General features: G+C 68.0%; 26 protein-coding genes and 1 tRNA gene. 10 read left to right on the top strand and 17 right to left on the bottom strand.

Annotation, left to right across the window (positions count from 1 at the left end; translation table 11 throughout):
• Window positions 1-4: 4 nt before the first annotated feature.
• Entirely contained in the window at window positions 5-499 is a 495-nt protein-coding gene (locus FB390_RS29250) for a hypothetical protein (protein ID WP_141812449.1), read from the bottom strand.
• 133 nt (window positions 500-632) lie between these two features.
• Here FB390_RS29250 and FB390_RS29245 point away from each other — a divergent pair, with 133 nt between their 5' ends.
• A complete protein-coding gene (locus FB390_RS29245) occupies window positions 633-2,675 on the top strand; it encodes a TerD family protein (RefSeq protein ID WP_141812448.1) in 2,043 nt (680 codons plus the stop codon).
• A gap of 20 nt (window positions 2,676-2,695) precedes the next feature.
• On the opposite strand, the gene FB390_RS29240 is transcribed toward FB390_RS29245, so the two are convergent.
• Complete coding sequence (locus FB390_RS29240; RefSeq protein WP_185757322.1) at window positions 2,696-3,175, bottom strand: SgcJ/EcaC family oxidoreductase; 480 nt, start codon at window positions 3,173-3,175, stop codon at window positions 2,696-2,698.
• A gap of 176 nt (window positions 3,176-3,351) precedes the next feature.
• Between FB390_RS29240 and FB390_RS29235 the strand changes: the two genes are divergently transcribed.
• A complete protein-coding gene (locus tag FB390_RS29235) occupies window positions 3,352-3,789 on the top strand; it encodes a globin domain-containing protein (RefSeq protein WP_141812446.1) in 438 nt (145 codons plus the stop codon).
• 48 nt (window positions 3,790-3,837) lie between these two features.
• Here FB390_RS29235 and FB390_RS29230 read toward each other — a convergent pair whose 3' ends face one another.
• Window positions 3,838-4,131, bottom strand: coding sequence for a hypothetical protein (locus FB390_RS29230; protein WP_141812445.1), 294 nt, complete (start codon window positions 4,129-4,131; stop codon window positions 3,838-3,840).
• A gap of 279 nt (window positions 4,132-4,410) precedes the next feature.
• On the opposite strand from FB390_RS29230, the gene FB390_RS29225 reads away from it, so the two are divergent.
• Entirely contained in the window at window positions 4,411-4,686 is a 276-nt protein-coding gene (locus FB390_RS29225; RefSeq protein ID WP_141812444.1) for a hypothetical protein, read from the top strand.
• Between the two features lie 27 nt (window positions 4,687-4,713).
• Here the strand turns inward: FB390_RS29225 and FB390_RS29220 are convergent, their stop codons facing one another.
• The gene (locus tag FB390_RS29220) at window positions 4,714-5,979 is read right to left on the bottom strand and encodes a VWA domain-containing protein (RefSeq protein WP_141812443.1); all 1,266 of its coding nucleotides are present in this window, start codon (window positions 5,977-5,979) and stop codon (window positions 4,714-4,716) included.
• A gap of 76 nt (window positions 5,980-6,055) precedes the next feature.
• Window positions 6,056-6,775 (bottom strand): TetR/AcrR family transcriptional regulator, encoded by a 720-nt coding sequence (locus FB390_RS29215; RefSeq protein WP_141812442.1) that lies wholly within the window; start codon window positions 6,773-6,775, stop codon window positions 6,056-6,058.
• A 54-nt stretch (window positions 6,776-6,829) separates the two neighbouring features.
• Here FB390_RS29215 and FB390_RS29210 point away from each other — a divergent pair, with 54 nt between their 5' ends.
• The gene (locus FB390_RS29210; RefSeq protein ID WP_246124448.1) at window positions 6,830-8,293 is read left to right on the top strand and encodes an MFS transporter; all 1,464 of its coding nucleotides are present in this window, start codon (window positions 6,830-6,832) and stop codon (window positions 8,291-8,293) included.
• A 9-nt stretch (window positions 8,294-8,302) separates the two neighbouring features.
• Here the strand turns inward: FB390_RS29210 and FB390_RS29205 are convergent, their stop codons facing one another.
• Window positions 8,303-8,770 carry an SRPBCC family protein gene (locus FB390_RS29205; protein ID WP_141812441.1) on the bottom strand — a complete coding sequence of 156 codons (468 nt, stop codon included), beginning with the start codon at window positions 8,768-8,770 and terminating at the stop codon, window positions 8,303-8,305.
• 245 nt (window positions 8,771-9,015) lie between these two features.
• Here FB390_RS29205 and FB390_RS29200 point away from each other — a divergent pair, with 245 nt between their 5' ends.
• Complete coding sequence (locus FB390_RS29200; protein WP_141812440.1) at window positions 9,016-9,213, top strand: con-10 family general stress protein; 198 nt, start codon at window positions 9,016-9,018, stop codon at window positions 9,211-9,213.
• 53 nt (window positions 9,214-9,266) lie between these two features.
• On the opposite strand, the gene FB390_RS29195 is transcribed toward FB390_RS29200, so the two are convergent.
• From FB390_RS29195 to FB390_RS29185, 3 genes are all read right to left on the bottom strand, one after another.
• On the bottom strand, window positions 9,267-9,932 hold the full coding sequence (locus FB390_RS29195; RefSeq protein ID WP_141812439.1) for a trypsin-like serine protease: 666 nt from the start codon (window positions 9,930-9,932) through the stop codon (window positions 9,267-9,269).
• Window positions 9,933-10,331: 399 nt separating this feature from the next.
• The gene (locus FB390_RS29190) at window positions 10,332-11,855 is read right to left on the bottom strand and encodes an ABC transporter substrate-binding protein (RefSeq protein WP_141813160.1); all 1,524 of its coding nucleotides are present in this window, start codon (window positions 11,853-11,855) and stop codon (window positions 10,332-10,334) included.
• Between the two features lie 96 nt (window positions 11,856-11,951).
• The gene (locus FB390_RS29185) at window positions 11,952-13,877 is read right to left on the bottom strand and encodes a hypothetical protein (protein ID WP_141812438.1); all 1,926 of its coding nucleotides are present in this window, start codon (window positions 13,875-13,877) and stop codon (window positions 11,952-11,954) included.
• 419 nt (window positions 13,878-14,296) lie between these two features.
• On the opposite strand from FB390_RS29185, the gene FB390_RS29180 reads away from it, so the two are divergent.
• Window positions 14,297-15,226, top strand: a complete 930-nt coding sequence (locus FB390_RS29180) for an alpha/beta hydrolase (protein WP_141812437.1) — start codon at window positions 14,297-14,299, stop codon at window positions 15,224-15,226.
• On the opposite strand, the gene FB390_RS29175 is transcribed toward FB390_RS29180, so the two are convergent.
• Together FB390_RS29175 and mraY are read right to left on the bottom strand one after the other, a co-directional pair.
• Window positions 15,204-15,800 (bottom strand): TetR/AcrR family transcriptional regulator, encoded by a 597-nt coding sequence (locus FB390_RS29175; RefSeq protein WP_141812436.1) that lies wholly within the window; start codon window positions 15,798-15,800, stop codon window positions 15,204-15,206. The two genes, FB390_RS29180 and FB390_RS29175, sit on opposite strands and share 23 nt — an antisense overlap.
• Window positions 15,801-15,826: 26 nt before the next feature.
• Window positions 15,827-16,903, bottom strand: coding sequence for a phospho-N-acetylmuramoyl-pentapeptide-transferase (gene mraY, locus FB390_RS29170; protein WP_141812435.1), 1,077 nt, complete (start codon window positions 16,901-16,903; stop codon window positions 15,827-15,829).
• Window positions 16,904-17,101: 198 nt separating this feature from the next.
• Here mraY and FB390_RS29165 point away from each other — a divergent pair, with 198 nt between their 5' ends.
• Entirely contained in the window at window positions 17,102-17,371 is a 270-nt protein-coding gene (locus FB390_RS29165; protein WP_141812434.1) for a hypothetical protein, read from the top strand.
• A 115-nt stretch (window positions 17,372-17,486) separates the two neighbouring features.
• Here FB390_RS29165 and FB390_RS29160 read toward each other — a convergent pair whose 3' ends face one another.
• Both FB390_RS29160 and FB390_RS29155 read right to left on the bottom strand, forming a co-directional pair.
• Window positions 17,487-17,729, bottom strand: a complete 243-nt coding sequence (locus FB390_RS29160; protein ID WP_141812433.1) for a hypothetical protein — start codon at window positions 17,727-17,729, stop codon at window positions 17,487-17,489.
• A gap of 47 nt (window positions 17,730-17,776) precedes the next feature.
• On the bottom strand, window positions 17,777-18,247 hold the full coding sequence (locus FB390_RS29155) for a DUF4760 domain-containing protein (protein ID WP_141812432.1): 471 nt from the start codon (window positions 18,245-18,247) through the stop codon (window positions 17,777-17,779).
• 1,011 nt (window positions 18,248-19,258) lie between these two features.
• Between FB390_RS29155 and FB390_RS29150 the strand changes: the two genes are divergently transcribed.
• Entirely contained in the window at window positions 19,259-20,179 is a 921-nt protein-coding gene (locus FB390_RS29150) for an alpha/beta hydrolase (RefSeq protein WP_141812431.1), read from the top strand.
• A 112-nt stretch (window positions 20,180-20,291) separates the two neighbouring features.
• Here the strand turns inward: FB390_RS29150 and FB390_RS29145 are convergent, their stop codons facing one another.
• On the bottom strand, window positions 20,292-21,203 hold the full coding sequence (locus FB390_RS29145; RefSeq protein ID WP_246124582.1) for a class I adenylate-forming enzyme family protein: 912 nt from the start codon (window positions 21,201-21,203) through the stop codon (window positions 20,292-20,294).
• A gap of 351 nt (window positions 21,204-21,554) precedes the next feature.
• Between FB390_RS29145 and FB390_RS29140 the strand changes: the two genes are divergently transcribed.
• The gene (locus FB390_RS29140; RefSeq protein ID WP_246124447.1) at window positions 21,555-22,835 is read left to right on the top strand and encodes a PucR family transcriptional regulator; all 1,281 of its coding nucleotides are present in this window, start codon (window positions 21,555-21,557) and stop codon (window positions 22,833-22,835) included.
• Between the two features lie 281 nt (window positions 22,836-23,116).
• Here FB390_RS29140 and FB390_RS29135 read toward each other — a convergent pair.
• A tRNA-Ile gene (locus FB390_RS29135) sits at window positions 23,117-23,190 on the bottom strand.
• 174 nt (window positions 23,191-23,364) lie between these two features.
• On the opposite strand from FB390_RS29135, the gene FB390_RS29130 reads away from it, so the two are divergent.
• Complete coding sequence (locus FB390_RS29130; protein ID WP_141812428.1) at window positions 23,365-23,796, top strand: nitroreductase family deazaflavin-dependent oxidoreductase; 432 nt, start codon at window positions 23,365-23,367, stop codon at window positions 23,794-23,796.
• Between the two features lie 3 nt (window positions 23,797-23,799).
• Here FB390_RS29130 and FB390_RS33790 read toward each other — a convergent pair whose 3' ends face one another.
• Both FB390_RS33790 and FB390_RS29125 read right to left on the bottom strand, forming a co-directional pair.
• A complete protein-coding gene (locus tag FB390_RS33790) occupies window positions 23,800-23,952 on the bottom strand; it encodes a hypothetical protein (RefSeq protein ID WP_185757315.1) in 153 nt (50 codons plus the stop codon).
• 50 nt (window positions 23,953-24,002) lie between these two features.
• The gene (locus FB390_RS29125) at window positions 24,003-24,998 is read right to left on the bottom strand and encodes a zinc-binding dehydrogenase (protein ID WP_141812427.1); all 996 of its coding nucleotides are present in this window, start codon (window positions 24,996-24,998) and stop codon (window positions 24,003-24,005) included.
• Between the last annotated feature and the right edge of the window lie 90 nt (window positions 24,999-25,088).

Below are 25,088 nucleotides of genomic sequence, written 5' to 3'. Positions count from 1 at the left end.
CCGGTCAGCGACGCCGCTTCGGCGGCTCGGGCGGCGGTTCCTCCTCGCCGGGCCGCCTGCCGCCGAATCCGGTCACCTTGCCGAGCATGGCGACGCCCGGCAATCTGGCGAGCCTGCCGAGCACGTCCTCACCGAGGGCGATCATCGCCTCCAGTCGCGGCAGCAACCGGTCGTAGGCGGCGAACGCCGGGTCGGCCAGCGCGAGTGTCCGGTCCAACCGGTCGATGGTCGAGTTCAGCCGGTCGATGGCCATCGTCAGGTTCTCGATCAGATCGGGCAGTTGCGCGGCCAGCTGGGCCGAGGCCGGTGGCAGCCGGACCGCGGCGTCGAAGGCGTGTCCGGCGGTGAGCTGCGCCGATTCCAGCGCCTGACCAGCGGCCGATTGGGCCGCCTCGACCGCCGTCTGCGCGGCGGCCAGGATCTCCGCGGGGCCGGGGACGCGCGGTCCCGTTGACTTCGGGGTCTGTTTCTTGCGGCCCGACCCCTTCGGGGTACTCATAGCAATACTGTGCCCGACCGAGCGCCGGAACGCCGGTAAATCCCGGACCGCCCGGTCTGTGTCGCCTCGGCGCGCCCGCGCGCGGACCTCGCGAATTCGGCGTGTCGGAGGGTCGTGGCAATATTCGAGCACGATGAAACTGAGCAAGGGCGCGCACGCGCCGGTACCGACATCCCTTCTAGCCGTGGTCGTTTCATGGCGGTCGGAGCATGTCGTCGACGCGCACGCGCTGTTGCTGGACGGGTCGGGCGCGGTGCGCACGGACCGGGATCTGGTGTTCTACAACGCGCCTCGGCACATCTCGCAGGCGGTGACCCTGGATCAGGAACCCGCGCCGGGGACCGCGCGGCTGAGCGTCTCGCTGCCGCGCACCGAGAACGACGTGGACCGGATCGTGGTCAGCGGCTCCATCGAGCACGGAACATTCGGGGACATAGCGGGTTTGACGGTGACCGTCTTCGCCGCCGACGGCCCGATCGCCCGCTTCGACATCGAGGACGCCGACGCGGTGGCCGCCATGATGTTCGGCGAGTTCTACCGCCGCGACGGCCGGTGGCGGTTCCGCGCGATCGGTCAGGGGTGGAGCAGCGGGCTGGCCGGGCTGGTCACCGAGTTCGGCGTCGCGGTCGACGAGTCGCCCCGGCGCCCGGCACGGCCCTCGGACCCATTCGCCCGGCCGCACGCCAGTGACGCTCTGGACGCGGCGCGTGGGACCGCGGGTTCCGTCGGGCGTCCCGGGACGGCGACGCGACCCGGCGCGCACGATACCGTCGCGCGCGGCACGCGGACCGCCGACTCCGCACCGGAACGGCACCTGCCTTCAGGCGCTCCCTACCCCGCCCGGCAGATACCGGGGGACGTGTCGCACCGCGCCGCGCAGGTCGGTGCCGCGGAAACCGCCGCCAGGCAAGGGACCGGCGCGCCACGCCATCCCGTCGACCCGCCGGCGACATCCAGGCGGACCGGTCATGAATCCACCGGAGCCGGGGAACCGACGAACCCGAGCGGCCCCCAGACGCAGGAGCCCTCTCCTTGGGATAGACCTTCGCGCGCCGATCAGCACGTCGATCTGACTCGGCGATCGCGGCAACCTGCCCCACCGCCGCCGCCACCGAATCCCGAACGCGCCGACTGGCATCCGGATCCCGAGGACCCGTCCCGCATGCGCTGGTGGGACGGCTCGGAATGGACCTCGGCGACCTACCGCACGGCGCCACCGGGTCCCCGCGCCTGCCCGCGCTGCGGGAATACGCTGCGGCGCAAGCTGTTCGGCGGAACCGCACCTTGCCAGTACTGCGAGGCCGAGATCGAGGAGTTCCTCACCCACTGGCACACCAGGGCCTGGCGGGTGCTGATCGGCTCGGGGCCGCAGGGCGAGCCGTGGGAGGCGCTGTGGGCGTCGCTGCGCTACCAGCGCATCGACGAGAACATCGGACGCACGGCGTTGCGCGGGGTCGGGCTCAGCTACGTCGAGCGGCTGGTCACCTTCGCGTTCGCGGACGGGGCGATCCAGCAGCCGGAGTACGACATCTTCGAACGCGCCATCGCCGAGCTGGCGCTGACCGGACCGCTCATCGAGGATCTGCGCAGGCGCATGCACCGCGGTCGCACGCTGTGCCGGTTGCGCGAGGGCGATCTGCCGATGGTTCGCACGCCCGGCTTGCACCTGGATTCGGAAGAGAAGGTGCACCTCGACCTGGTCGCCACGCACGTGCGGCAGCTGGCCCGCGGACCGAAGCTCACCGAGGGCAGGCTGATCGCCAGCAACAAGAAGCTGCGTTTCGTCGGCACCGGCGCCGGCGTGGAGATGCCGTGGTCCAGGGTCGTCTCGGTGCACGTCGAGGCGGGCGTCGTGGTGATCGCGGCGACCTCGGCCCGCGGCGGCGCGACCTTCGAGGTGGCGGACCCGGATTACGTCGCCGCCGCGCTGGAAGGCGCGCTGCGGGTCGCGAAGCGCCTGGTGCTCACGCCGGGCCAGCGCGACTCGCGCAGCATCCCGCAGGAAGTGAAAGCCGAAGTCTGGCAGCGCGACGGCGGCAAGTGCGTGGAATGCGGCAGCGCGCATTACCTCGAGTTCGACCACGTCATCCCGCTCAGCCGCGGCGGCGCCACCAGCGCGAGCAACTTGCAGATCCTCTGCCGCGCCTGCAATCGCGCCAAGGGCGCCCGGATCTGACGTCCGCGGACGCTGTTCCGCTACCCGTTCGCTCGCGCCCGCGCGGTCCGCCAGCGCACGTAGTCGCCGAACAACCGCACCACCGGCCCCTCCCCCGGCATCGGCCGCACCCGGGTGTTGTGGAACGCGGCGACGCGCCAGCCGTCCGCGGTGCGCACCAGCACCCAGGTGTTGCGGGAGCGACGGCCCTTGGGCACCTCGCGCTGCCAGGCGAACGCCACCGATCCGGTGAGGTGCACGACGGCGACGTCGTCGGTGAGGAAGCGGATCGACTCGATCGAGCCCTCCATCCTCGTGCCGTACAGCACGCCGTCGAACAGCCCGGCGTGCAGGGCGCGGTTCGCCTCGCGTCCGCGCAGCAGCGTCCCGTCGAACGCGACGTAGTCGCTGTCCTCGGTGAATTCGGCCGCGTAGGCCGTCGCGTCACCCGCGTCCCACGCCCGCGCGGCGCGCGCCACCACCTCGCGGATCAGCGCCTCGTCCTTCGCCCGATCTGTCATCTCAGCTCCTCGTCTCGATCCGGTCGCATCGATCGTGCGGCAGGAACGCGGGCGCGAGAATCGGGAAACACCCTGAGAAAACACGGATTTCGGGTCCGCTCTCGGCGAAACCGGGCGCATTCCGCGGCGCGCGGGCCTTCAATGGGTAGCAATCGCAGCCAGTCGGGAGGTCACCCATGACGAGCATGTACGAACACGTCGGAGGCGAGGAGGCGCTGCGCCGGGTCGAGACCGCCTTCTACGACAAGGTGCTGGCCGACCCGGTGCTGAAGTCGCTGTTCCCCGAGCGTCGCCCGCACCACGTCGATCACCTGACCTGGTTCACCGCGGAGTCGTTCGGCGGCCCGGATCGCTTCAGCCGCGAACTCGGGTTCGACTACCTCATCGCGGTGCACCGCCACCTGAAGATCACCGACGAGCAGCGCGAGCGCTTCGCCGAACTGTACATGGAGGCGTTCCAGGAGGCGGGACTGCTGGAGTCGGCGGCGTTCCGCGACGCGGTGCGCTCGCACGTGGAGTTCGGCGCGGAAGTTGCGCAGCAGAACTCGCACGCGGGCACCGACGAGGAGTTGCATCCGATCCGCGCGGTGCCGCGCTGGACTTGGGAGGGCTGAGCGGCCGGCGCGAGACAGCCCCGTGGCTGGATACCGGCCGGTCTGAAGTCAGCTTCCGACGACCGCGTTCATGATGGTGCCCGCGCTGGTCGCGACGACTCCGCCGATCATCGCGCCCGCCACCATCTTCGGCGACTGCAGTGCCCCGCCGGACCATTTCTCCCAGGCGAAGCGGCCGCCCGCGTAGATGATGCTCATGATGCCGGACAGCAGCGCGAACCAGGTCGCGTACCGGACGAACTGCATGAGTTTGTCCGACAACGGCGGCGCCTCGGGAGTCGGGTTACCGATCTGCGCCAGGGTGGAATACGTGTCCCCGACCGACATCAAGATCATGCTCACTGTTGGTTACCTCGGGATTCACCGGTTTCACGGCGGCCGGGCATCGACCACCACGTCCCACCCATGATCCGGACGGACCCGGCCGCTCGCAAGGCGCTGTGTCACAACGATGTCTGCGCCACAGCGACAGCATGGCTACGGCGCGGTGTCGTTCGGGGCTGTGCCGGGGCGGCGGCGACGATCGCGCCACGGGCGCGAGGTGTCTGCGTCAGGCCGCAGAACCGGATACCATCTTTTCAGCGATTCTCCTTGTCCCGAACCCGGAATGAGCAGCGAACGATGATCCTGGCCGTCGCATACGACACCCTGGCGCAGATCGGCAATCCGACGCCCGAGGCGCCGCCGGTGTCCGATAAGATCTTGCAGCTCGTCCGCTACCTGACCTGGTTCGTTCTGCTGTCGGGTATCTGCGGCATCATCTACGCGGGCGGCCGGTTCGCCTGGGAGAAGTGGACCGGAGGCGGCCTCGAGTCGCCGAAGATGGTGGCGGGCGCGATGATCGGCGGCGTGGTCGCCACCAGCGCGGGCACCATCATGAACGCGGTGATCGGCTGATCCTCGTCGACGGCTGACCGCCGCGGCTCAGCTCGTCACGCCCGCGGCACGCGCGGCGCGCAACCACTGCGGGAATTCGCCGAGCAACCTGGCGTACAGCTGCGCGTCGTCGACGCTGTCGATGTCGTCGAGCGCGAAGAAGCCGGCGTTGTCGACGAGCCTGCCGTCCATCTCGTCGATGCTGCGCAGCAACCCGTAGTTGGCCTTGCCAAGCCCGACGAACTGCCAGAACGCGGGCAGCCGTGAGGCTTCCCGCATCAGGGCGGTGATCTCCGGCTTCTTGGCGAAACCGCCGTCGGTGAAGAACAGCACCAGCGTCGGCCGATCGCCGGGGCGCAGCGTATCGATGACGGCGCGCATGATCGGCAACTCGTCGTTGCGTCCGCCGAGGGCGCCGTAGTCGATGCCCGCGTGCGTGCCGCTGAGGTGCAGGTGGGTCTCCGACCAGTGATCGCCCTCGGACACTTGGATATCCGGCAGTTTGGTGTAGGACAGCGCGTACAGGTAGGCCTCGAGCGTCCCGTCGTCGTCGAGCTGGGTGGCGATCGGGATCATCCGATCCACCACGCGGTGCACGACCTTCTGCCGGTACTGCTTCTGCATGCTTCCGGTCTTGTCGATGACGAGCACCACTCGCGCCCGGACGCCCATGGCGTTCTGATCGATCAGAACCTTGGCGACCGCACGCTTGCGCATGTCGAGCACGGTGCGCTTCTCGAACGAGAGTTTCGACTCTCCCGGCACGGTGCGAACCTCGGGCACGGTCGGCGGTGCCGCGGCGGCGCTCGGCGACGGCTCGTCGTCCACGACGACTCCGTGATCGGTGACGAGCGCGGCGAACCCGCCCGCGTACCCCTGCCCGACCGCGCGCACCTTCCACTGCGGACCGCGCCGGTAGAGCTCGAGCGCGATCACCACCGATTCGCTGCCGAGTCCCTCGATCTCGTACTCGTACAGCACGTTTCCGAGGTCGTCGGCGACGGTCGCGACCGGCGGCGCGAATCGTCCGAAGGTGGCGGCGGGGTCGTCCAGCGTGAGCACCGCGCGCACCTGAGCGATCTCGTCGGGCAGGTCGGCGGGCGATATCGCCAGTGCGGCGGGCGCACCCGAGGTCAGCTCGACACCGGGCGCGACGGGCTGGTTGAAGAACACGAAGTCCGCGTCGGAACGAACCGTACCGGCTTCGGTGACCAGCAGCGCCGACACGTCGACCTTCGCCTCGGTGCGGACGGACACCACGACCCGCCCCGCCACCACCGGCCCGTTCTGCCCCTTGACCAAGACTGTGCCCACCGAAAACTCCTGTCGCCGCGACCGGCTCAGCGTACGGCAGGCCCCGGCCGGTCGACCGCGGTTCCGCGCACCGCCCTCACTTCCGCAGCCGCGACCGGTCGCCATCGCGCAGGCGCAACTCCAGTCCGTCGAGCACCGACAGCAGCCCGAAATCGAAGGCGAGCGCGCGAGCGACTTCCGGGTCGGTCGGTGTGACGGCCCGGTAGTCGGCGTACATCTCGGGATAGTCCGCGGTGACTTCGCTCATCACTCGCAAGATGCCTTCGGCGTCGTAGTCCTCGCCGTAGGCCTTGGCATACGCGATCTCCGGAAGTACTTGGCCGAGCACGAAAGACATCACCGTGCCGCTGGCGAGGTAGATGTCCATACCGCGAAAGCCCGCCTCCGTGAATGCCCGCCGCAACCGATCGGTGATGCGCATCGCGTTCGGTCCGATGCTCGGGATGTGGCCGATGAGTCCGGCGACCCACGGGTGCGCGCGCATGGTGCCGCGCAGGCTGTAGGCGAAGGCGGTGAGCACCTCGCGCCAGGACGCCTCTTCCGATTCCGGGGCTTGCAGCATCCCCCAGAACTCGTCGAGGACGAGTTCGAGCAGTTCGTCCTTGTTGGCGACGTACCAGTACAGGCTGGTCGCGCCCGCGTTCAGCTTCGCGCCGATCTTGCGCATGCTCAGCGCGTCCAGCCCCTCGGAATCGAGAATCTCGAGGGCCGCCGCGACGATCTGCGCGCGATCCAGCCCCGACGCCCGCGGCTGCCGGAGTTCGCGGATCCATACCGAAGTGAACTGCTTGGTCACGACATGATCCTATATTCACTCGCACATCGTTCGAGTGCATAGTACGGTGTGCGAGTGGAATCGAACACCGTACGAGACCCGCGCCGCTGGTGGGTGCTGGGGGTCCTCTGCCTGTCCTTGCTGGTGCTGATGATCGACGGCACCGTCCTCAATCTCGCCATCCCGTCACTGATTCGAGAACTCGGCGCCACGCCGTCCGACGTGCAATGGATCCTGGACGCCTACGTGCTGGTCTTCGCCGGGCTGCTGCTCACGGCGGGCAGCCTTTCCGACCGGTTCGGCAGGCGACGGATGCTCGTCACGGGCCTTGCCGTCTTCGGCGCGGCCTCGCTCGCGGCCGTCGTCGCCACCGAACCGTGGCAGGTGATCGCCGCGAGGGCCGCGATGGGCGTCGGCGGCTCGCTGCTCATGCCATCGACGCTGTCCATCCTGATGACCACCTTCGCCGAGGACGAACGGCGCACCGCGATGGCCGCTTGGAGCACCGTCTCGATGGTCGGCATCGTCGCGGGCCCCACGCTGGGCGGATTCCTGCTGGAGCACTACTGGTGGGGCTCGGTGTTCCTGCTCAACATCCCGGTCGCGGTGCTCGCCATCGTCGCCGCGCTCGTGCTCATGCCGGAGACCACCGGTGAGCAGCGGCCCGTCGACCTGATCGGCGTGCTGCTGTCGATCGTCGCGCTCGTCTCGATCGTCTACGTCATCATCGAACGCGAATGGAACATTCCGGTGATCGTGCTCGCGGCGCTGGCGACGGTCGGGTTCGTCGCGTGGGAGAGCCGCTCGGCGCATCCGATGCTGCCGCTCGCCGTGTTCCGCAACCGGGACTTCACAGGCACCTGTTTCACGCTGCTGCTCATGGTCTTCGGCATGGGCGCGATCATGCTGATGCTCACCCAGTACCTGCAGTTCGTGCTCGGGTACGGCCCGATGAAGGCGGGTCTGGCGCTGCTGCCCTACGCCGTGGCCGCGGCCGTCTGCAACGGGCTCGGCGCGACTCTCGGCAAGAAGCTGAGCAACAAGACGCTGATCGTGTCGGGACTGCTGGTCATGGGACTGGCCTTCGCGATCCTCGCCGTCGGCAGCGGGTACACGTGGGTGCTGGTCAGCATGCTGGTCATGGGTGTCGGCGGCGGCTTGGCGGGACCCGCCGCCTACGCCGCCATCATGAGCGCCATTCCGCTGGAGCACGCGGGCGTCGGCTCCGCCATGAACGACACGCTCCAACAGGTCGGCATGGCGATCAGCATCGCGGTGCTTGGCAGTGTGCTGGCCGGGGTGTTCACGGCGAACATGCCCGCCGACGCGCCCGAGGCCGCGCGCGAATCCATCGGCGCGGCATTCCAACTCGGTTTCGAGGAACCGGCCAAGACGGCGTTCACCGAAGCCATGTCGAGCGGCGCGTGGATCAGCGCGGGCTTCAGCATCGCCGCCGCCGTGCTCGGCATGGTGCTGCTGCGGGCGCGTAAGACGCCGGTCGCGGAACCGGATCCGGATCCGGAGTCCGTGCGGGCGTAGCCCATCTCGTCAGGCGTTCTCGCCGAGGGATTCCCGATAACTCGCGAGCACCTGCTCGCGCAGACTCTTCTCGGTGTGCCGGATGGCCGGGCCGACGAACGCCTGGATGATCTTGTCCAGCGCGCGGCCCGCGAATCCGCCTGGCACCCGGTAGTCGACCACCACACCGATCTCGGTCGTGGTCGGATCGATGGCTTCGAAACTCCAGTGGACCGTGCCCTCGATGCCCTTGATCGCGTGCAGGGAGACCTTCGCGCCGTCTTCCCATTCGGTGACCTCAGCGCGCAAGTGGAGCGTGGTCGGGCCCAGGTGCAGCGCCGTGTCGAAGACCGCGCCGACGCCGGAGGTCTGCTCGCCGACCGGCGTGTAATGGCGAACTCCGAACATCCACTTCGGCACATTCCGATAGTCGGCGATGTACCCGAACACGAAATCCACCGGCGCGGCACCGGTCGCCTTGTGCTCGACATGTCCCATGACTGCTCCCCTTCCGCCGGACCGCCCCGCTGGAGTCGAGGGTAGGCTGTGCCCGCGCCTGCCGCTGCTCGAGCGGAAAGGCTTACCGCAGAGCGTGATTCAACTCACGAGGCGGCGAACTCGCCGATTACGCAGCGCGTCGATCGCCGTGGCGCATGTTTGTGTCCGCCGACCCCGGGTAGCGCCAGGAGTGGTGGCGCAATCCCGCGTCACCGGAACCGCCGACCTTCCGAGGGAGGATGACGATGGCAGACAACCGACGAGGTTTCGCGGCAATGGATTCCGAGCAGCAGCGCAGGATCGCCAGCCAGGGCGGCAAGGCCAGCGGCGGCAGCTTCGACAACGACCCGCGAAGGGCCAGCGAAGCGGGCAAGAAGGGCGCCGCGGCCCAGCCGACCGAGGCCAAGCGGCTCGGCGGCCGGCACAGCCACCAGGGTCGCTGACGAGCTGCGCGGGAAGAGCGGGACATTCCGTCCCGCTCTTCCCCACCTTCGGATCACTCCACGTACCACCGGAAGTGATCGGGGCCCTGGGCGTGAGCGTCGATGGTGTCGCGCAGGTAGTTGGCCGACTCGACGAGCACGCCGCCCGATTCCAGGCTGCCGATCACGATGCCGAGAAAGGCCGCGCGGCCCTCCGGTGTCGGGAAGTAGACGATGCCGCCCGAATCACCCCGGTCAGCCACGAAATCCGCGACGAAGAAGGTCGCGCCCACATCGGTGACCCGTCCGCAGGTCCAGTTGGTCGCCCAGCCGACATGGCAGACCTCCTGTCCCACTTGGGCATCGGTGTAGGTCGATTCGATGCCGAAGTCGCCGAGCGAGGCGGAGACGCCCACTCCGGCGGCCAGCCGGATGAGCGCGAAGCCCAGCCCGCCGATGGTGGCGTCGTCGCCGTAGCTCTGCTCGTATCGGCCGATCACCCTGCCGTTCTCGTCGTAGACGGTCCGTCCTTCCTGGAAACAGTGCGCGGCGGTGACCGCGTACTGCGCGTTGCCCATGTGCCCGGTCGCGCCGACCGAGCAGATGCTCTCGCCCGTCGTGATGGTCATGCCGGGATAGGCGACCCCCTGTGCGTGCGCGGCTGCGGGGAACGCCGCGCCGAGACCCGTCGCCAACGCCGCCGCCAGCAGGAGCTGCGTCAGCTTGTTGCGGTAGTTCATGTTCACGCTTCCTCATGCGTGGCCGAGGCGCGGTCGGCCTGTGTAACTCGATGCGCCCGATCGGCGGAAGGCTCGCCGCGAATCCACGGACAGCCGACCGACGCGCGCCCCGACACGCGAGACGATCGGCTACCCGAAACCCGGATCACGTGGCGGACTCGCCCACTCCCCCTCACCCCTGACGAACGACCTCTCGCCGTTCGCGCCGTACGGTATCACGCACCGCCGACACCATCGCGAGACGGCCGAATGCGCAGCGCCCCTTGATGAATCAGCGATCCCCGAGCGCGGAACAATGGCCGATCCCGTGCACGCCGCAGCAGGCGATCCTTGTCCAGACCGCGGCGGACCGGTCACGCCGTAGCCCGGGCGATACGCGTCCAGACCGCGGCCGAGCCGTCACGCACCGGGCCGGGCGCATTCGGGCATCGGTTCTCCGGGCTTCGCCTCGACGGTCGGCACGTACGGCCTACCCCCGAGCTCACCCGCCGGGCACAGCCGCACCACCGCGGGCCCTGGTCCGGCTCGGTTACCGCTGTTGTCGAAGTAGATTTTGCCGCCCGCACCCGCAACCGCCAGCTCGAGCGAGGTGAAACCGCCGATGGTGATGTTGACCTGGCTGCGCTGAACCGTTGACGCGGCAGGAAGCGCGCGCACCGCGGCGACAACGGTGCTCAAAGCGTCGTAGGCGTTGACCGCCCACCCGTCGCCGATATGCGCGAGATCGAATCCCGCTGCGGCGTACGCCTCTTCGAACTCCGCCCACTGCGGATTGTCCTGCTCGGGTCCATCGGCCCCCGCGACGAGGGTGAACAGCACCCGGACGCGTCCGCCGGTGAAGCTGGGAGAGCTCAGCGCCTTGCCACGCAGATCCTCGAGCGCCGCATTGGATTCCGCGGTACGCAGCCGATTTCCGTCGGACGTGCTCAGCACCGTGATCGAGGTTGCCGCGCACTGCCCGTTGGTGTACGACTCGTCCAGGTCGTAGAGCAGGCGACCGAGGTCGCGACCGCGCGCCACATACGCGATCGTCACGTCCTTGGCCGTCGCGCACACCCGTCGCGCCGTCTGCGACACGGTGGTCGGCTCTTCGGCGTCGAACTTCACCTCCAGCAACTCGCCGCCGTACTCGCGGTGCAGGAAGGGCAGCGTCGTGCAGGTGTACGGGTCCGACCCACCGGTCGGAACCATGACGAAATCGGGCCTGGTCGGCGCGACCGCACGCAGCGCGTAGACCTGCACCGCGACACGGTAGGCGACCCGATAGTAGTAGTCCTTCCCGACCCCCCGCGGGTAGGTGATGTTCTCGTCGCACCGGGTGAAGTCGGGATCGTCGCCCGCGGAACCGGCCTGGTCGAAGCCCTCGGCGGTGACCACGTCCGAAACCATCGGAATCTTTTCGGCGGCAAGCAGATCCGCGACCTCGGCCGTGGTCTGGTCGCTCAGCCCGATGCCCGCGACGGCGACCACGTCGCGGCGCTGCGCCAGTTTCCGCGCCACCGCCAGTGCGTCGCCCTCGCGTCCGTAGTCACCCAGATTGCCTACGACGAGCCGCATTGGATGCACACATCCGATGTCGTTCGCCCGGCGCTGGCCGACGGCCATACCCTCCAGTTCGTGCACGGCGCGACTGCCCGCCAGTTGGTCGGTCATGGTCAGCAGCACACCGACAGTCACCGGCGTTCCGGGACATCCGTCGGCGGCGGTGCGGTTCTGCTCGTCGATGACCCGCATGACGTGCTCGAACGCGGGAAGGCCGAAAGCGTAAGGGCCCGCCGACAATCCGACGCACCGGCCGCCCGCCTCCCACGCCGACGTGTTCGGCAAGCCGTCGTTGCAGGTGGCCAATCGCCGCAGCGGGTCGCGGGCCGCGAACGCGCTCACCGCGCCGACCACCAGGATCACGACCACCCCCAGCCGCACCCAGTCGGTCCAAGGTCGCGGAATCGGCCTCCGCCGCTTCGGGACTATGCCTGCCCAGTAACGCGACTCCACAGCGGGCTCCTCATCCAGGTCGGGTCAACGGCTTCGGCGCGCACGGTCGTGGTAGTCGTTGGCGCGCAACAGGAAAGGGCTCCGGTCCGTGGCGTCGACGGCGAGGCGTTCGAAGCTGTGCGCCGCCCGTGCGCAGAGGATCTCCCTGCGCCCCGCGATGGTGATCCGCAGGTCCGATTCCACCGCGGGCACGACCGCGAGCAGCACCGCGATGTGCTCGACGCGACTCGTGGCGTGGTCGCTGCCGTCGACGAGGTCGGCATCCGGCCTGCGCGGATCGGACATCTCGACGATCTCGTCGAACAGCGACAACCACTCGGTAGCGGCTGTGATCGGCAGCAGCTCACCCAGTTCGTCGACGATGGCGGCGCCACCGCGCAGCAGCCGCGTGTAATGCAGCCTGCCAGGGCGATCGCCGGAAGGCACCGTGTCGAGCAACTTTCCGAACACGCGGTCCCAGCCGGCGCGATGGTTCGTGCGGGCCGCCAGTTCGCGCAGGCCCATGCGACGGACGAAGGCGGGCAGCACCTCGCTGTCGGGCGGCCCGCTCCACAGCGACGGGGATCGGAACAGCGGCGAACGCTCCCCGATCCCGGATGGCAACAGCGTCAGCAGCCGGAGTGCGTCTCCCTTGGTGCGTGCCGCCGACACCGTGACGAGCGCGTCGAGGATGTCGTCGTCGAGTTGCTTGCGCGGATGCAGGTCCTTGGCGAACATGCCGAGCAGGTGGCGTTGGACGGCGGTGCCCGGCCCCGCGTGGTTGTCGCGCAACAGGTCGTCCAGGCCGTCGACCGATCGCCGACGCTGCCGCATCCGATCCAGCACATAGGCGGTCGCGGCGGGGTGGCCGTCGGTCAGCCGGTACACGTGTTCGCCGATCCGGTCCGCCTCGATCGAGGTGACGTCCTTGGCGAGGGTCTTGACCTCGAACTCCGTGAAGTCGTCGATCCGCAAACGTGCCCACGCGTCCCGCTCGGACGGGTCGGCGCGCCGGCGCGGCGTCCAAGTCACGGGCGCGGGGACCTGTCCGTCGAGTTCCTCGGCGAGCACGCCGGAACTGGTGGTGACGAGCGTCAGCGGATCCGTCAGCGAAGAACCGGCGGCGGTCATCGCCTCGCGCGCACGCAGCAGTGCGCTGGTGAAGGCGATCGCGGTCGGGGTGTCACCATCGTCCAGCAGCACAACGACATTCGACGGTCGTCCGGCGACCCGCGCCGCGCTGTGCCGAAGGTCGGCGAGGAAGGCGCTGATCAGCAGGTCGTCCACGCCGCGCCGGGTGGCCGCGTCTTCGCTGGCCGCTTTGATGCCGAGTTCGATGAGCACCGTCTCGGCGTCGGCCCGCAGCCCGAGATCCTGGTGTCCATACCAGGAAACCGCCGAACCCCAGGTGATCTTGGTGATCAACCTGCCGCGAGTCAGTCTGCCCACCACCAGGTTCGACAGGTGCTGGCTCAGGGTCGGCGCGATCACGCTGGCGCCGGGCAGCTTGATGTTGGCGGCCTGCGCGCCGACCAACCCGACCAGATCGCCGATGAAACCGACCAGCGCGGCGCGATCCTTGTACTGATTCAGTGCCGTGCGCAACCGTTCGCGATGTTCGGTGGCGGGAATCTCGGTGAAGTTCTCGCTGATCGCGATCTGCGCCACCACGGTGCGCGGAAACGCCATCGGGAAGCCGGGCAGATCCATGCTCAGCCCGAGCATCGCCGCGGCGAGAACGGGACGGGCCGGGTTGTCCGGGTCGTACGGACGTTCCAACGGCCGGACCAGCACGGTCGGCGTCCGTCGCTGCCACCGGTCGAGCACCTGCTCCAGCACGGTGGTGCGCCCCGACCCGCCGTACCCCTCCAGGACCAGCACGGGATTCCCGGCTTCTTCGGTTTTCCCCCTCGGAACCCGCACCAGGGTGTCGATCAGTTCCAGCAGCTCGGCGCGCCCCACGATCACCAAGCCTCACCTCCCTCGGGCTTGCGCGCGACTCTAGCAGCGCGGCGCCGATTCCGCTGTGAGACAACCCGATCCGCGCTCCGTGTGGTGCGCCATCAGCGCCGGGGTCAGCGCGGCGATTCGCTGCGGTAGCGCGAAACCGCACCGTCGATACGGCAGGTTCTCCGCAGCGTGCGCCGGACCGGATTCATCAGCTCCAACTCAGGCCGCCGGCATGCGCACATCGGGTCGGCAGCGGCCTTACTCACCGTGTCCCCGTGTCCGGGGCGTCGGCGGCAAGGGAGCACGGTCCGAATGTGAGCCGGGGGTTGCGCAGGCTAGGCAGGGTACTGATCTGTGCAGTTCAGCGGGGTGCCGCGAGACGGAGCTGACCGGGTCGAATGCGAGTTGTCCATATGGCCGCCAGAGCCGAGCCTGAGTACATGGAATACCTGCGATACGCCCAGTTCCTGCCCGCCGACTATCGACGCGAACCTTTGATCGAACCGACCTCCACCTGGTGGCCGTGGCGCGGGCGCAGGGTGCACGTCGCCCGGGCGGCGCGACCCGATGCGGCGGTGCGGGTGCTGCTCATCCACGGCGCGGGTGGGCACGCGGGACTGCTCTGGCCGTTCGCCGCGCTCGCCGCGAACGAGGGGGTCGAGGCGATGGCCATCGATCTGCCGCTCTACGGCGACACCGTCGAACCCGATCCGACCTCGGTGCGCTACGCCCACTGGGTGGAGCTGCTCAGCGAATTCGTCGGCGCCGAAATGGAATCCGACGACCGGCCGCTGATCCTGTTCGGCGCGAGTATCGGCGGGATGCTCGCCTACGAGACGGCCGCGCGGACCCGAGCGGTGGCGCATGTCGTCGCCACCTGCCTGCTCGACCCGGCCGACCCCGCGGCACGACGAGCCGCGGCGCGCTGGTCGTTCACCGGAGGCTTCGCTCCCCTGTTGCTGCGATCGCTCACACCGTTGGCCGGACTGCGGGTGCCGATCAGGTGGTTGGTCGACATGCGGAACATGAGCCTGGACCCGGCCCTTTCCGACCTGTGCGGCCGCGACCCGAAGGGCGGCGGCGTGCGCGTACCGCTGGGATTTCTCGCCGACTTCCTGAACTTCCGGCACACCCCGCCGGAGGAGTTCGGCGCCGCGCCGGTGACGCTGGTGCACCCCGCGGCCGACCGGTGGACGCCGCCGTCGCTCAGCCTCCGGTTTCTGGCCAGGATCCCCGGACCGACCCGGAGCGTTCTCCTGGACGGCTGCGGACACTTCCCGATCGAAGAACCCGGTCTGAGCCGCTTGGCGACGACCTTGCGCGCCGTGCTGGCCGAAACGGCCGCGCTCACGCCGCCGGATCGGCGGTGATCCGGCGGACCAGTTCCAGCAGCCGTTCGGTGTCGAGCCGGTGTGGGATCAGCACCCGATGCACCTGAACATCCACGGCGTGAACAATGGTGCGCGCCAAGTAATTCGGATCCTCGCCGCCCCGGCCGCAGCGCACGAGATGGAAGGCCACCTCGTCGGCGAGCCGGTCCTCGAACGCCCGCATCGCCGTCACTTCCGCGGGCAACCGGGGTGCGACCCGGTGCAGCACCGCGTGCAGCGCGGGCCGGTCCCGATGCAGGTCGACGACCGCCTCCAGGATCGCCCGCATGGTCTCGTCGAATCCGGCCCGCGTCTCGCGGGCCTCGGCGAACACCGCGTCCAGCCGCGCCATCGCCTCGGCCACATGCCGTTCGGCCAGCGCGTGCAACAGCGCGTGCTTGTTCGGGAAATACTGATACAGCGACCCGATCGACACCCCGGCGCGCTCGGCGATCCGGTTCGTCGTCGTCGCCAACCCCTCCCGCCCGAACATCTGCGCGGCCGCCTCGAGCAGCGTGTCCACGGTCTCCTTCGACCGCCGCTGCCGCGGCGACTTGCGCGGTGTATCGGCCATGATCCCTACACGGTAGCCCGCGGCGGTCAGCCGACGACCGCGAGGTACTCGCCGTAGAAGAGCATGAGGCCGACGGCCGCGGCGATGCCCGCGAGGAGCCAGAAGCGGATGATGACCGTGGTTTCGGCCCATTTGCTGAGCTCGAAATGGTGGTGGAACGGGGCCATCTTGAACACCCGGTTGCCCGTGGTCCGGAAGACGACGATCTGCAGCAGGACCGAGAGGATCTCCGCGCAGAACAGCGCGCCGACCACCGCCATCAGCAACTCGGTGTGGGTGGTGATCGAGAGGCCCGCGAGCAGGCCGCCGAGGGCCAGCGAGCCGGTGTCGCCCATGAAGATCTTCGCCGGTGCGGCGTTCCACCACAGGAATCCGATGCACGCGCCGACGCCCGAGGCGCACACCACCGCGAGATCGAGCGGATCGCGGACCTCGTAGCAGCCCGGCGCGACCCCGGTCGCGCACGCGTTGGTGTACTGCCAGAAGGTGATGATCACGTACGCGCCGAGCGCGAAGCTCATGGATCCGGCGGCGAGACCGTCGAGGCCGTCGGTGATGTTCACGGCGTTCGACCAGGCCACCACGAGGAAACAGACGACGAGCAGAAACCCGACCAGCCCCAGCGATACAGCGTTGAAATCCCGGACGTAGGACATGCGCTCGCTGGCGGGCGTCAGCCCGGCGCCGTCGGGGAATCGCAGCGCCAGCACGCCGAACAGCACCGCGGCGCCGAGCTGGCCGATGTACTTGCCCGTCGCGGTGAGGCCGAGATTGCGTTGCTTGCGCAGTTTGATGGAGTCGTCGAGGAAGCCGACGAAACCCAAGGCGGTCGCCAACGCGAGAACGAGCAGCGCGGAAGCCGATGGGCCGTCGACGCCGTCCCGGACCACGATCAGATGCGAGCCGAGATATCCGGCCCACAGACCGGCGATGATGGCTATGCCGCCCATCGTCGGCGTGCCGCGCTTGGCCTGATGGCTGGCCGGTCCGTCGACCCGGATCTCCTGACCGAAGTTCCTCGTGACGAACGCCTTGATCAAAAATGGCGTCACCATGATCGACACCGCGAGTGCGATCATCGCCGAGAACAAGATCTGATTCATGGGCTCCCGTACCGCCGCTGAGCTTGCGCCCAATCCACCAAACCCGTACGCCTCGGTCAGATGCTAGCCAAAGCGCGCGGTGTACGCCGGATTCGAGGCCAACCCCGCACGGACGGGTTCCGATCGTTCGCCGAATACCGGATTCCGTCTTACTCTGAGATGGCAAGGGGCACACTGCGATACAGGGGAGGGCGCGTGATGCGCAGTCTGGAAGACCGATTCGGCGACGTCATCGAACAACTCGAGGGTCTCGGCGAACGGCCGACACTCGCCCAGGTCGACGAACTACATCACATGATCGACGACCTCGACTACGAGCTGCAGACCACGACGGGCCTCGGCGCTCGCCGCTACGAGCTGACCAAGCGCAGCAGGCACTCGCACGCCCTGCTCGGCGAGGCCCGGAACCGAGCCCTCGACATCACCGACGAATGGGAAGTCCCGCAAACCATCGACCGGCCCTACTGATCGCCGCGAAGCGCAGGACCGGGACGAACTATTTCCGCTGTCGCGCCAGGGATACCGCCGGCGCGATCCGGTCCCGCAATTCGGCGTCCGATCGCGCCGCCAGGTAGATCCTCCGTCACACCCTTCCGGTCGAGGTAGTACGCCCAGGGCCGACGACGGCCAGTGCCTTGGGCGAAATGTCGGCTCCGTCGAGCAGCAGGTGGCCCACCCGCTCGGTCGCCGTGCGCGATACCGGCACGTCTTCGTCGCGCCCACGCGCGATGGTCTGCTCGACGACGTCTTCGTCCATATCGAGATGGTCGAGCACCAGTCGCACCGCGTGCTCGATGGAGGGATATCGCTCGAGCAGTGTCGACATCGAGGTCGGAATGTTGCTGCGCCGCATCCACTCTGAGGTGCCGCAGCTCACCGCGACTGTCGCTGCCCGTGCAGTTCCGTAGCGCGTCCGGCGAGCCACGCGAAGTCGTCCCACAGCTCCGGCGCGCCCCGGTCCGAACGGTATTTCTCGACCAGCGGTCGCAGGACGCTCCAGCATGTCCGGAGGGAATCGCCCCAAGAATCGGCGACCACATCGGTCGGGATGAATCCGTTGCGGCACATGATGGCGACAGAGTCGTAGCTGTGGCAGACCCGTTCGGCGCGCAGGATGTCGTCTTCGGTCCAGGTGTCGAGGTTGCGAATCCGCAGCTCCCGCATCACGAAACGCCGATCCTGCCGGATCCCTTCCGCCTGCAGCATGTCGTACACCGCTTTGAAAGCACTGACGTAGGTCGTCTTTCGCATCTCGGTCACCTGCCACACCACCAGCGACGCGGCGACGAGCGCGATCACCGCTGTCGCGACACCAGCAGCGGCGGCGACCGCCGACGAATCCATGCCACACCTCGCGTGAGTGATGCCAGAAGTTCCGGAGGAAGCCTAACCGAGCCCGCGACCCGGAGCGGTACACGGAACGGCTGGGTGGCGAGCGTGCTTCGCTGGCTGGATGCGTCCGCGGAACACGCTCATCCCGACTATCGCGAGTCGCTCGAGGTGGTGAAAGCGTGGCGAGAACGGCGTGCTGTTGTCGGAGCATGTTCGTCGTACAGCCACATTTGGCGCCCGGCTTGCGCACTTGGGTGGACGGCGGGATCGGATGCCGCGGTGAGGTCGTCTGCTGGGCTCCGGTTCCCCCGAGCGCCGACGACGCGCCGGGGCCCTTCTTCGACCTGACCGGGTGGGAATGCTCTCACACCGACTTCCACCTGGAAGACTTTGTGCCCGTCGACACTACGTATGCCGAGGGGCCGCTACTCGAGGACCTCGACAGTGGCTTGGCCTACTTCGTTCGCGTCCTCGCCGATCCCGATACGATTCGCGGCCGCCTGACACTGCTGCCCACTTGCCCGGAAGGGCTCACCTGGAACTGGTACGACGGCGATACCGAGGCATGGAATGCCGAGACCGATCTCCCGGCCTACTTGCAGTTGTTGGCCGATCACTGTCGTGCGGTCGGTACAGCGTTGATCGGTGTCTTCATCGGCGAGGGTGGACTGGTGCTGGCTTTCCTGCCTTCGGACATCGTTGAAGCCAATGCCCCTGTTGCCACCGCACTCTCACGCCGCAGGGTGAGCGGGCGCGCCAGAAACGTTGGGCTCAACGCAGCGGGACCGCCTACTGCGGGACCAGCATGCTCGACGCCGGAGTCGACCTCCGAGAGTTCGGATCGCTTATGCCGTCACAACGTGAGGGCACAACCAATGGTTGTTGCCAGCACGTGGATTGGTTGTTTGAGGGACGTCGTCTCACCTGGTTGCATCCTCCTGATCAATGTGGTTGTCCGGACACGGCGGCGCGCCGACTCTTCTGGTCGGCGCCGGTCGCCGGCACACTGCGAACGGGAGGAACATGGAGATCGGACTGAGACGGCTGATCGGCGAGGGACTCGACGCTTACGTCGAGGAGAGCCGACGGTTCAACGCAGCCTCGAAAGCTGTCGCTGGCCCGGCCAATCTCGAGGAGCTACGGCAGGTGAGGCACAGACAGGCCACGTCTCTCACGACATCGGGGAGTAGGGCTGGTCAGCACACCGCCGAAGCCGGCGGGCGTCGAGTCCCGGTGCGGATCACCGTTCCCAGGGATACGGAGATCCGGGGCGCCTACCTCGACATCCACGCCGGCGGCTTCTACCTCGGATCGGCAGCCAACGAGGATGCTCGCAATGCTCGTCTGGCCGACGCTCTCGGCGTGGCCGTGCTGAGCATCGACTATCGATTGGCGCCCGAACATCCATGGCCCGCGGCTCCCGACGACTGCGAAACCGCTGCACTCTGGCTCCTGGAACAGGCGGAGTCGTTGTTCGGGACAACGAAACTGGTGATCGGCGGAGCATCGGCGGGATCCACTCTCGTCATGACCACCTTGCTACGGCTACGCGACCAGGGCCTGGCCGATCCGTTCGCCGGTGCTGTCCTACAGTTCGGCGCCTACGATCTCAGCGGACGATCTCCCGGCGGCAGACTGTACGCCGACGAGTTCTTCATCGAGGCGTATGCCGGCCATGTCGCCGATCGGACCGATCCCGATATTTCTCCCCTCTACGGCGACCTCGCCGACCTACCGCCGACGCTGCTGGTGGTAGGAGGTCTCGATATCCTCCTCGAGGACAACCTGGCCATGGCCGCCCGCCTCTCCGCCGCGGGAAACGACGTGGACATCCGGGTGTACCCCGAGTCCACACACGCCTTCACCCACCGCCCGACAGGCATGGCGGCCGCAGCTGTTCGGGATATCGAATCGTGGATTGCGGAGCGTCTGTCGTGCGCCTGAATCCGGGATCCGCGGCGCGCGGGCCGTATGTGGTGATACTCGCGAATCCGACCGATGGTGAAGGGCTGAGTCCGGGGCGACGGGTCGGATCATCCAGATCGGCAGGAGTGTTTCAGGGTGCTGCTCGGCGGATGGAGCGTGCTCGTCCAGGTACCTCGGTCAGTCCGTGGTCGTGGATGATCGGTATGCCGTAGCGGTGTTCGAACTTGGTCCGCAGTTCGACGCCGGCCGGCGCGGCGCCGCAGATGGCGAACCGCACGGACGCGGTGTCGGGCTGTATCTCGGCGGGTAGATCGGACAGCTGTCTGTAGATGGCCGGGTCGGCGGTGAAGTAGGTGGCCCGGCTGCATTCGATCCGGTCGAAGAATGTGGTGGGACTGAATGGGCCGGCGACGGTGGTGCGGCCACCGGCGAGCAGTGGTGACACGGTGCCCACTGCGATGCCGTTGACATGGAACAGCGGCAGGATCGACAGGCTGTGGTCGGTGCCGGTGAGTGTGAATATCCTGATCGCCAATCGGCACAGGGCCTCGAGGTTCAGGTGATCGAGCGTCACGAACTTCGGATCGCTGTCGGCGTTGCCGTCGTAGACGAGTAGTGCGGGTGCTTCGTCGCGGGCCTGGGCGGGCCCGCGGGTGTCGGGCTGCGCTGTGGTGAGCCGGTCTGCGGGTATCACGGTTTGGACCGGAAAGGCGTAGGCGGGGTCTTGCCCGGCAATGAGGACTTTGGCGCCCGTGTAGGCCATTTGGTGGCCGGCGTCTTCGACGGATAGCGCCGGGTCTATGGGGGCGGCGCTGGCACCCAGGCGCCAGGTGGCGAACAGGGATACGACCAAGGCGGCTGTGTTGGGCAGCATGACCGAGACCACGTCGCCCATCGAAACTCCCGCGGCGCGCAGGGAAGTGGTGGCCCGCCGTACAGCGGTCAGGAATCCGATGTTGTTCAGGTCGGTGTTGTCATCGGCGAGGGCAGCGGCGCGCGGTGCCGTGCCGGCACGGCAGTCCGGGAGTGTCGCAAGGTTCATGGTCGATCCTGGGGAGGGGGCGTAGGAATGACACCAACGGTAGGAACCCCCGGGGTCGCTCGACACCGTCGCGCGTGGCTGAACTTCACGGCGTCTGTTGTCGCTCGAGGACGATACCGACGGGTTGATCTGCTGGGTGGTAATCGCGATGTAACAGCCGCTTCGTCGCGGCGCAATGTCGGCGTGGAGGGCACTGCGAGGCGGGAGCTCAGCGGTCGGGCGCCTGCGGTGGGAACAGTCGGTCGCTTGGTCGCCGTCATCGATGTGGGAGGGGGTTCGTGGCGATTTTGTCGCGGAACAACAAGCGGTCGACGCCGCCACGAAGGTGGGCCGAAGATTATGGTTGAGAGCGTGACGACCGCGCGTCACGACGACGTCGATCCAGACCGCTTCATCGCGGCGACAGCCGCCCGGATGCACGACCGGGTGACAGACGTCAGCGCGGCAATCTGCGCTTATCTCGAAGAAAGCATCCCCGAGCTTCGCGGCGATCCGCGCACCGCTGATCTGCTCGCCGCCAGCGTCGAATCCAACGTCGCCACCGTTCTACGTGCCCTGCGTTACGACCTTCCCGCTGCAGACGTTCGAGCTCCACTTGCCGCCGTGGGGTTCGCCAGACGCCTGGCCCGGCAAGGGGTGCCGGCCAATGCCCTCAACCGCGCCTTCCGGCTCGGGCAGCGGCGCATGTTCGAGCTGGTCTTCGCCGAACTGCGGACACTGGCCATGCCCCCGGCCGAGCGGATCAGCGTGATCGAACGCATCACCACGACTCTGTTCGACTTCAGCGACCGCATCATCGAACAGCTCGTGGCGATCTACGACGACGAGCGGGAGCGCTGGTTGGAAAGCCAGAACAGCGTCCGAGCGGTGCGGGTTCGGGAGGTACTCGATGGCCGGAAGAGCATCGATGTCGACGCGGTGAGCGAGGCGATCCGGTATCCGCTGCGTTGGCAACACCTGGCGCTCGTCCTGTGGTACCCCGAGCCCGACAGCGATGCGATACCGCGCCTGCAGCGGTTCGTCCGCGCGCTCGGGGACATGGTTGCCGCCGCGTCGAACCCGCTGGTCGTCGTCGCGGATCAGACCAGCGTCTGGGCCTGGCTGCCGTACCGGACTGCGCCAGGCACCTTGGTCGCCGATGTACGCACATTCGTGACCGCCCGCCGCGACCACCCGAACGTTGTGATCGGCACCGTCGCCGCGGGAATCGAGGGCTTCCGCAACTCCCATCGCAGCGCTCAGCGCGCCTGCTCCGTCGCCCTGGCACGCGGGCTGAACTCGTCCACCGTCGTCGCAGCCGACGATCCCGGCCTGATGACTGCCGCACTACTGGGCGGCGCCGTTGCCGAGACCCGCGACTGGGTGGGCGAGGTGCTCGGCAACCTGGCCGCTGACGACGAGCACGACGAACGCTTGCGTGACACCCTGCGGATATTCCTCGGCGCCGGATCCAGCTACAAAGCCGCCGCTACCGAGCTCAATCTGCATTCCAACTCCGTGAAATACCGGATTGGACGCGCTGTCGCCCGACGCGGGCGACCGATCGGCGCCGACCGGCTCGACGTCGAACTCGCGCTGCTGGTGTGCCACTGGTATGGCCCCGCCGTTCTGCGGCCGGACCCGAACCAGTGAGTACGGCTACCAATCCGCTCTCGGCCCGCACCCTGAGCGAGCTCGATCAGACCCGAATTCGTCTCCTGTAGACCGACCAACGCCGCCTGACCGGAGCAAATTTGTTGCAACGCTTGGGAAGTCACAGCCGGCCACCAGCGCCCAAGGCCTCGGTGGCACGACTGCAGAGGAGGCCACGAGCGGGCAGCTTGTGCCTGAGATGAGGAAAGAGAGCAGACAGCGACTTGGCCCTCCAGTGGCCAGCCTACAACCAGTCACAAGGGCTCTGATCAGGGGATTTGTGGGGCGGGCGGGGCTCGAACCCGCGACCAATGGATTATGAGTCCACGGCTCTAACCGACTGAGCTACCGCCCCGCTCGCGCGGTGGAACCGCGACTGCTCAGGATGCTACCGGGCGCGGCGGGGCAGGCACCAGTTGACTCCCCGGACCCGCGACGCTCCGTGATGAAGCCCGGTCTGTCGGGCGACTCGGCTCGGCGATGTCGATTATGGTGGGCCCGACACCGGAAACTTACTGGAGGGTCAGATATGGCCAGTGTGTTCGCGAATGTGCTGCGGGTTCATCAGTGGGTGTACGAGAAGAGCGGCGGGCTGGTGGGCCACAAGCTGCTGTTCGGGAATCCGACCCTGCTGTTGCGGACCGTCGGGCGCAAGACGGGTCGGGAACGGACCTCGGCGCTGACCTATGGGCGCGACGGCGAGGCGTACCTGGTGACCGCGTCGAACGGCGGCTCGCCGCGTCCGCCGGGGTGGCTGGCGAATGTGAAGGCAGCGCCGGAGTGCGAGATTCAGGTGGGGCGGCGCAGGATGAAAGTGGTTGCGCGAGCGACGTATCCGGACGATCCGGACTACGCACGACGTTGGGCGATAGTCGACGAAGTGAATCAGGGCCGCTACAGCGCCTATCAGAAAATGACCAAGCGGCCCATCGCGGTGGTGGTGTTGACGCAGGCGAGGTGACTGTCAGTCGTCGCCGTCCCCCCAGCGCCCCTTGTCGACCGGCACGCTGTCGTCCCACCGACTCTCCATTCTCGGTGGGCGACTTGCGAATTGGACAACGGCGAAAACGAGGAAGAGGACGACGGCGACGACGCCGACGACGATCAGAGTTTGCACGGGGGCACCCTAGCGCTGTCTCAGACCGATCGCACGTACTGCCGGACAAGTCACAAAGTAAGCAGCGTTCGACCGAGAGATTTCCTCAATTCGATTGCGGCATGGGCTCGGTCGGCTTCTTCGAGGGGGAAGGTCTGACCGATCACCACCTCGATGTCACCGGCGGCGACAGCGTCTTGGATACCCCGCGCGAGGGCGTTCCAATCGGTGTCGGCGCCGGTGATGTCGAACAGGCCGAGCACCTCGATGTCGCGCGCGGCCAGCCCGTCGCGGTCCAGCTCGGCGAAATCGCCCGCCGCGGCGCCGTATCCGAGGAATCGGCCGTGGTCGGCGATCGCTTCGGTGGCCGCCGCGCCGAGGTCGCCACCCGCTCCATCGAGCACGACGTTCACCCCGGCTCCGCCGGTCGCGGCGCGTACCTCTGCGGACCAATCCGGCTCGGAATAGTCGACGACGGCGTGCGCGCCGAGCCGTTCGGCGAGTTCGAGCTTGGCACGGCCGCGAGCCGCCGCGACGACGTGTGCCCCTGCGGAACGGGCCAATTGGATGAGCAGCGTGCCGAGCCCGCCGCCCGCCGCGGTGACGAGAACCCACTCCCCCGGCTTTATCGCGGCCCGGTCGAAGACGGCGAGCGCGGTCTTGCCGTCGTGGCTCAGCGCCACGGCCTGCTCGAGCGAAAGACCTTCCGGCACTTCGATGAGCGTCTCGGCCTTGGCCAGCGCCTTCTCGGCGTACCCGCCGATCGGCTGACCCCCGCCGATGCCGCTCGCGGCGGTGCTGGTGGCGACGCGCTTGCCGATCCACGCCGGATCGACCTCGGCGCCGACCTCGACGACCACGCCCGCGACCGCGCCGCCCGGCACATAAGGGGTTTCGATCTTGAAGTATTCGCTCCCCCACCCGCCGCGCAGCCGGGTGTCGAGGAACATCACGTCGGCCGCCGCGACCTGGACGACCACCTGCCCGGGGCCTGGTGTCGGGTCCGGGATCTCGCGCACCGCGAGCACCTCCGGTCCACCGAATTCCGTTGCCTGCACAACCCGCATCACTGACCTCCACATCTCATTGGGCAGTGCCCAGCATGAAACCTGAAGTTCAGTAGAGGTCAAGCGCTGAGAGCGGCGTCACTCGCGCGC

The sequence above is a fragment of the Nocardia bhagyanarayanae genome, assembly GCF_006716565.1.
Taxonomy (GTDB): Bacteria; Actinomycetota; Actinomycetes; order Mycobacteriales; family Mycobacteriaceae; genus Nocardia; species Nocardia bhagyanarayanae.
This window is presented reverse-complemented; position numbering and strand designations above follow the sequence as displayed.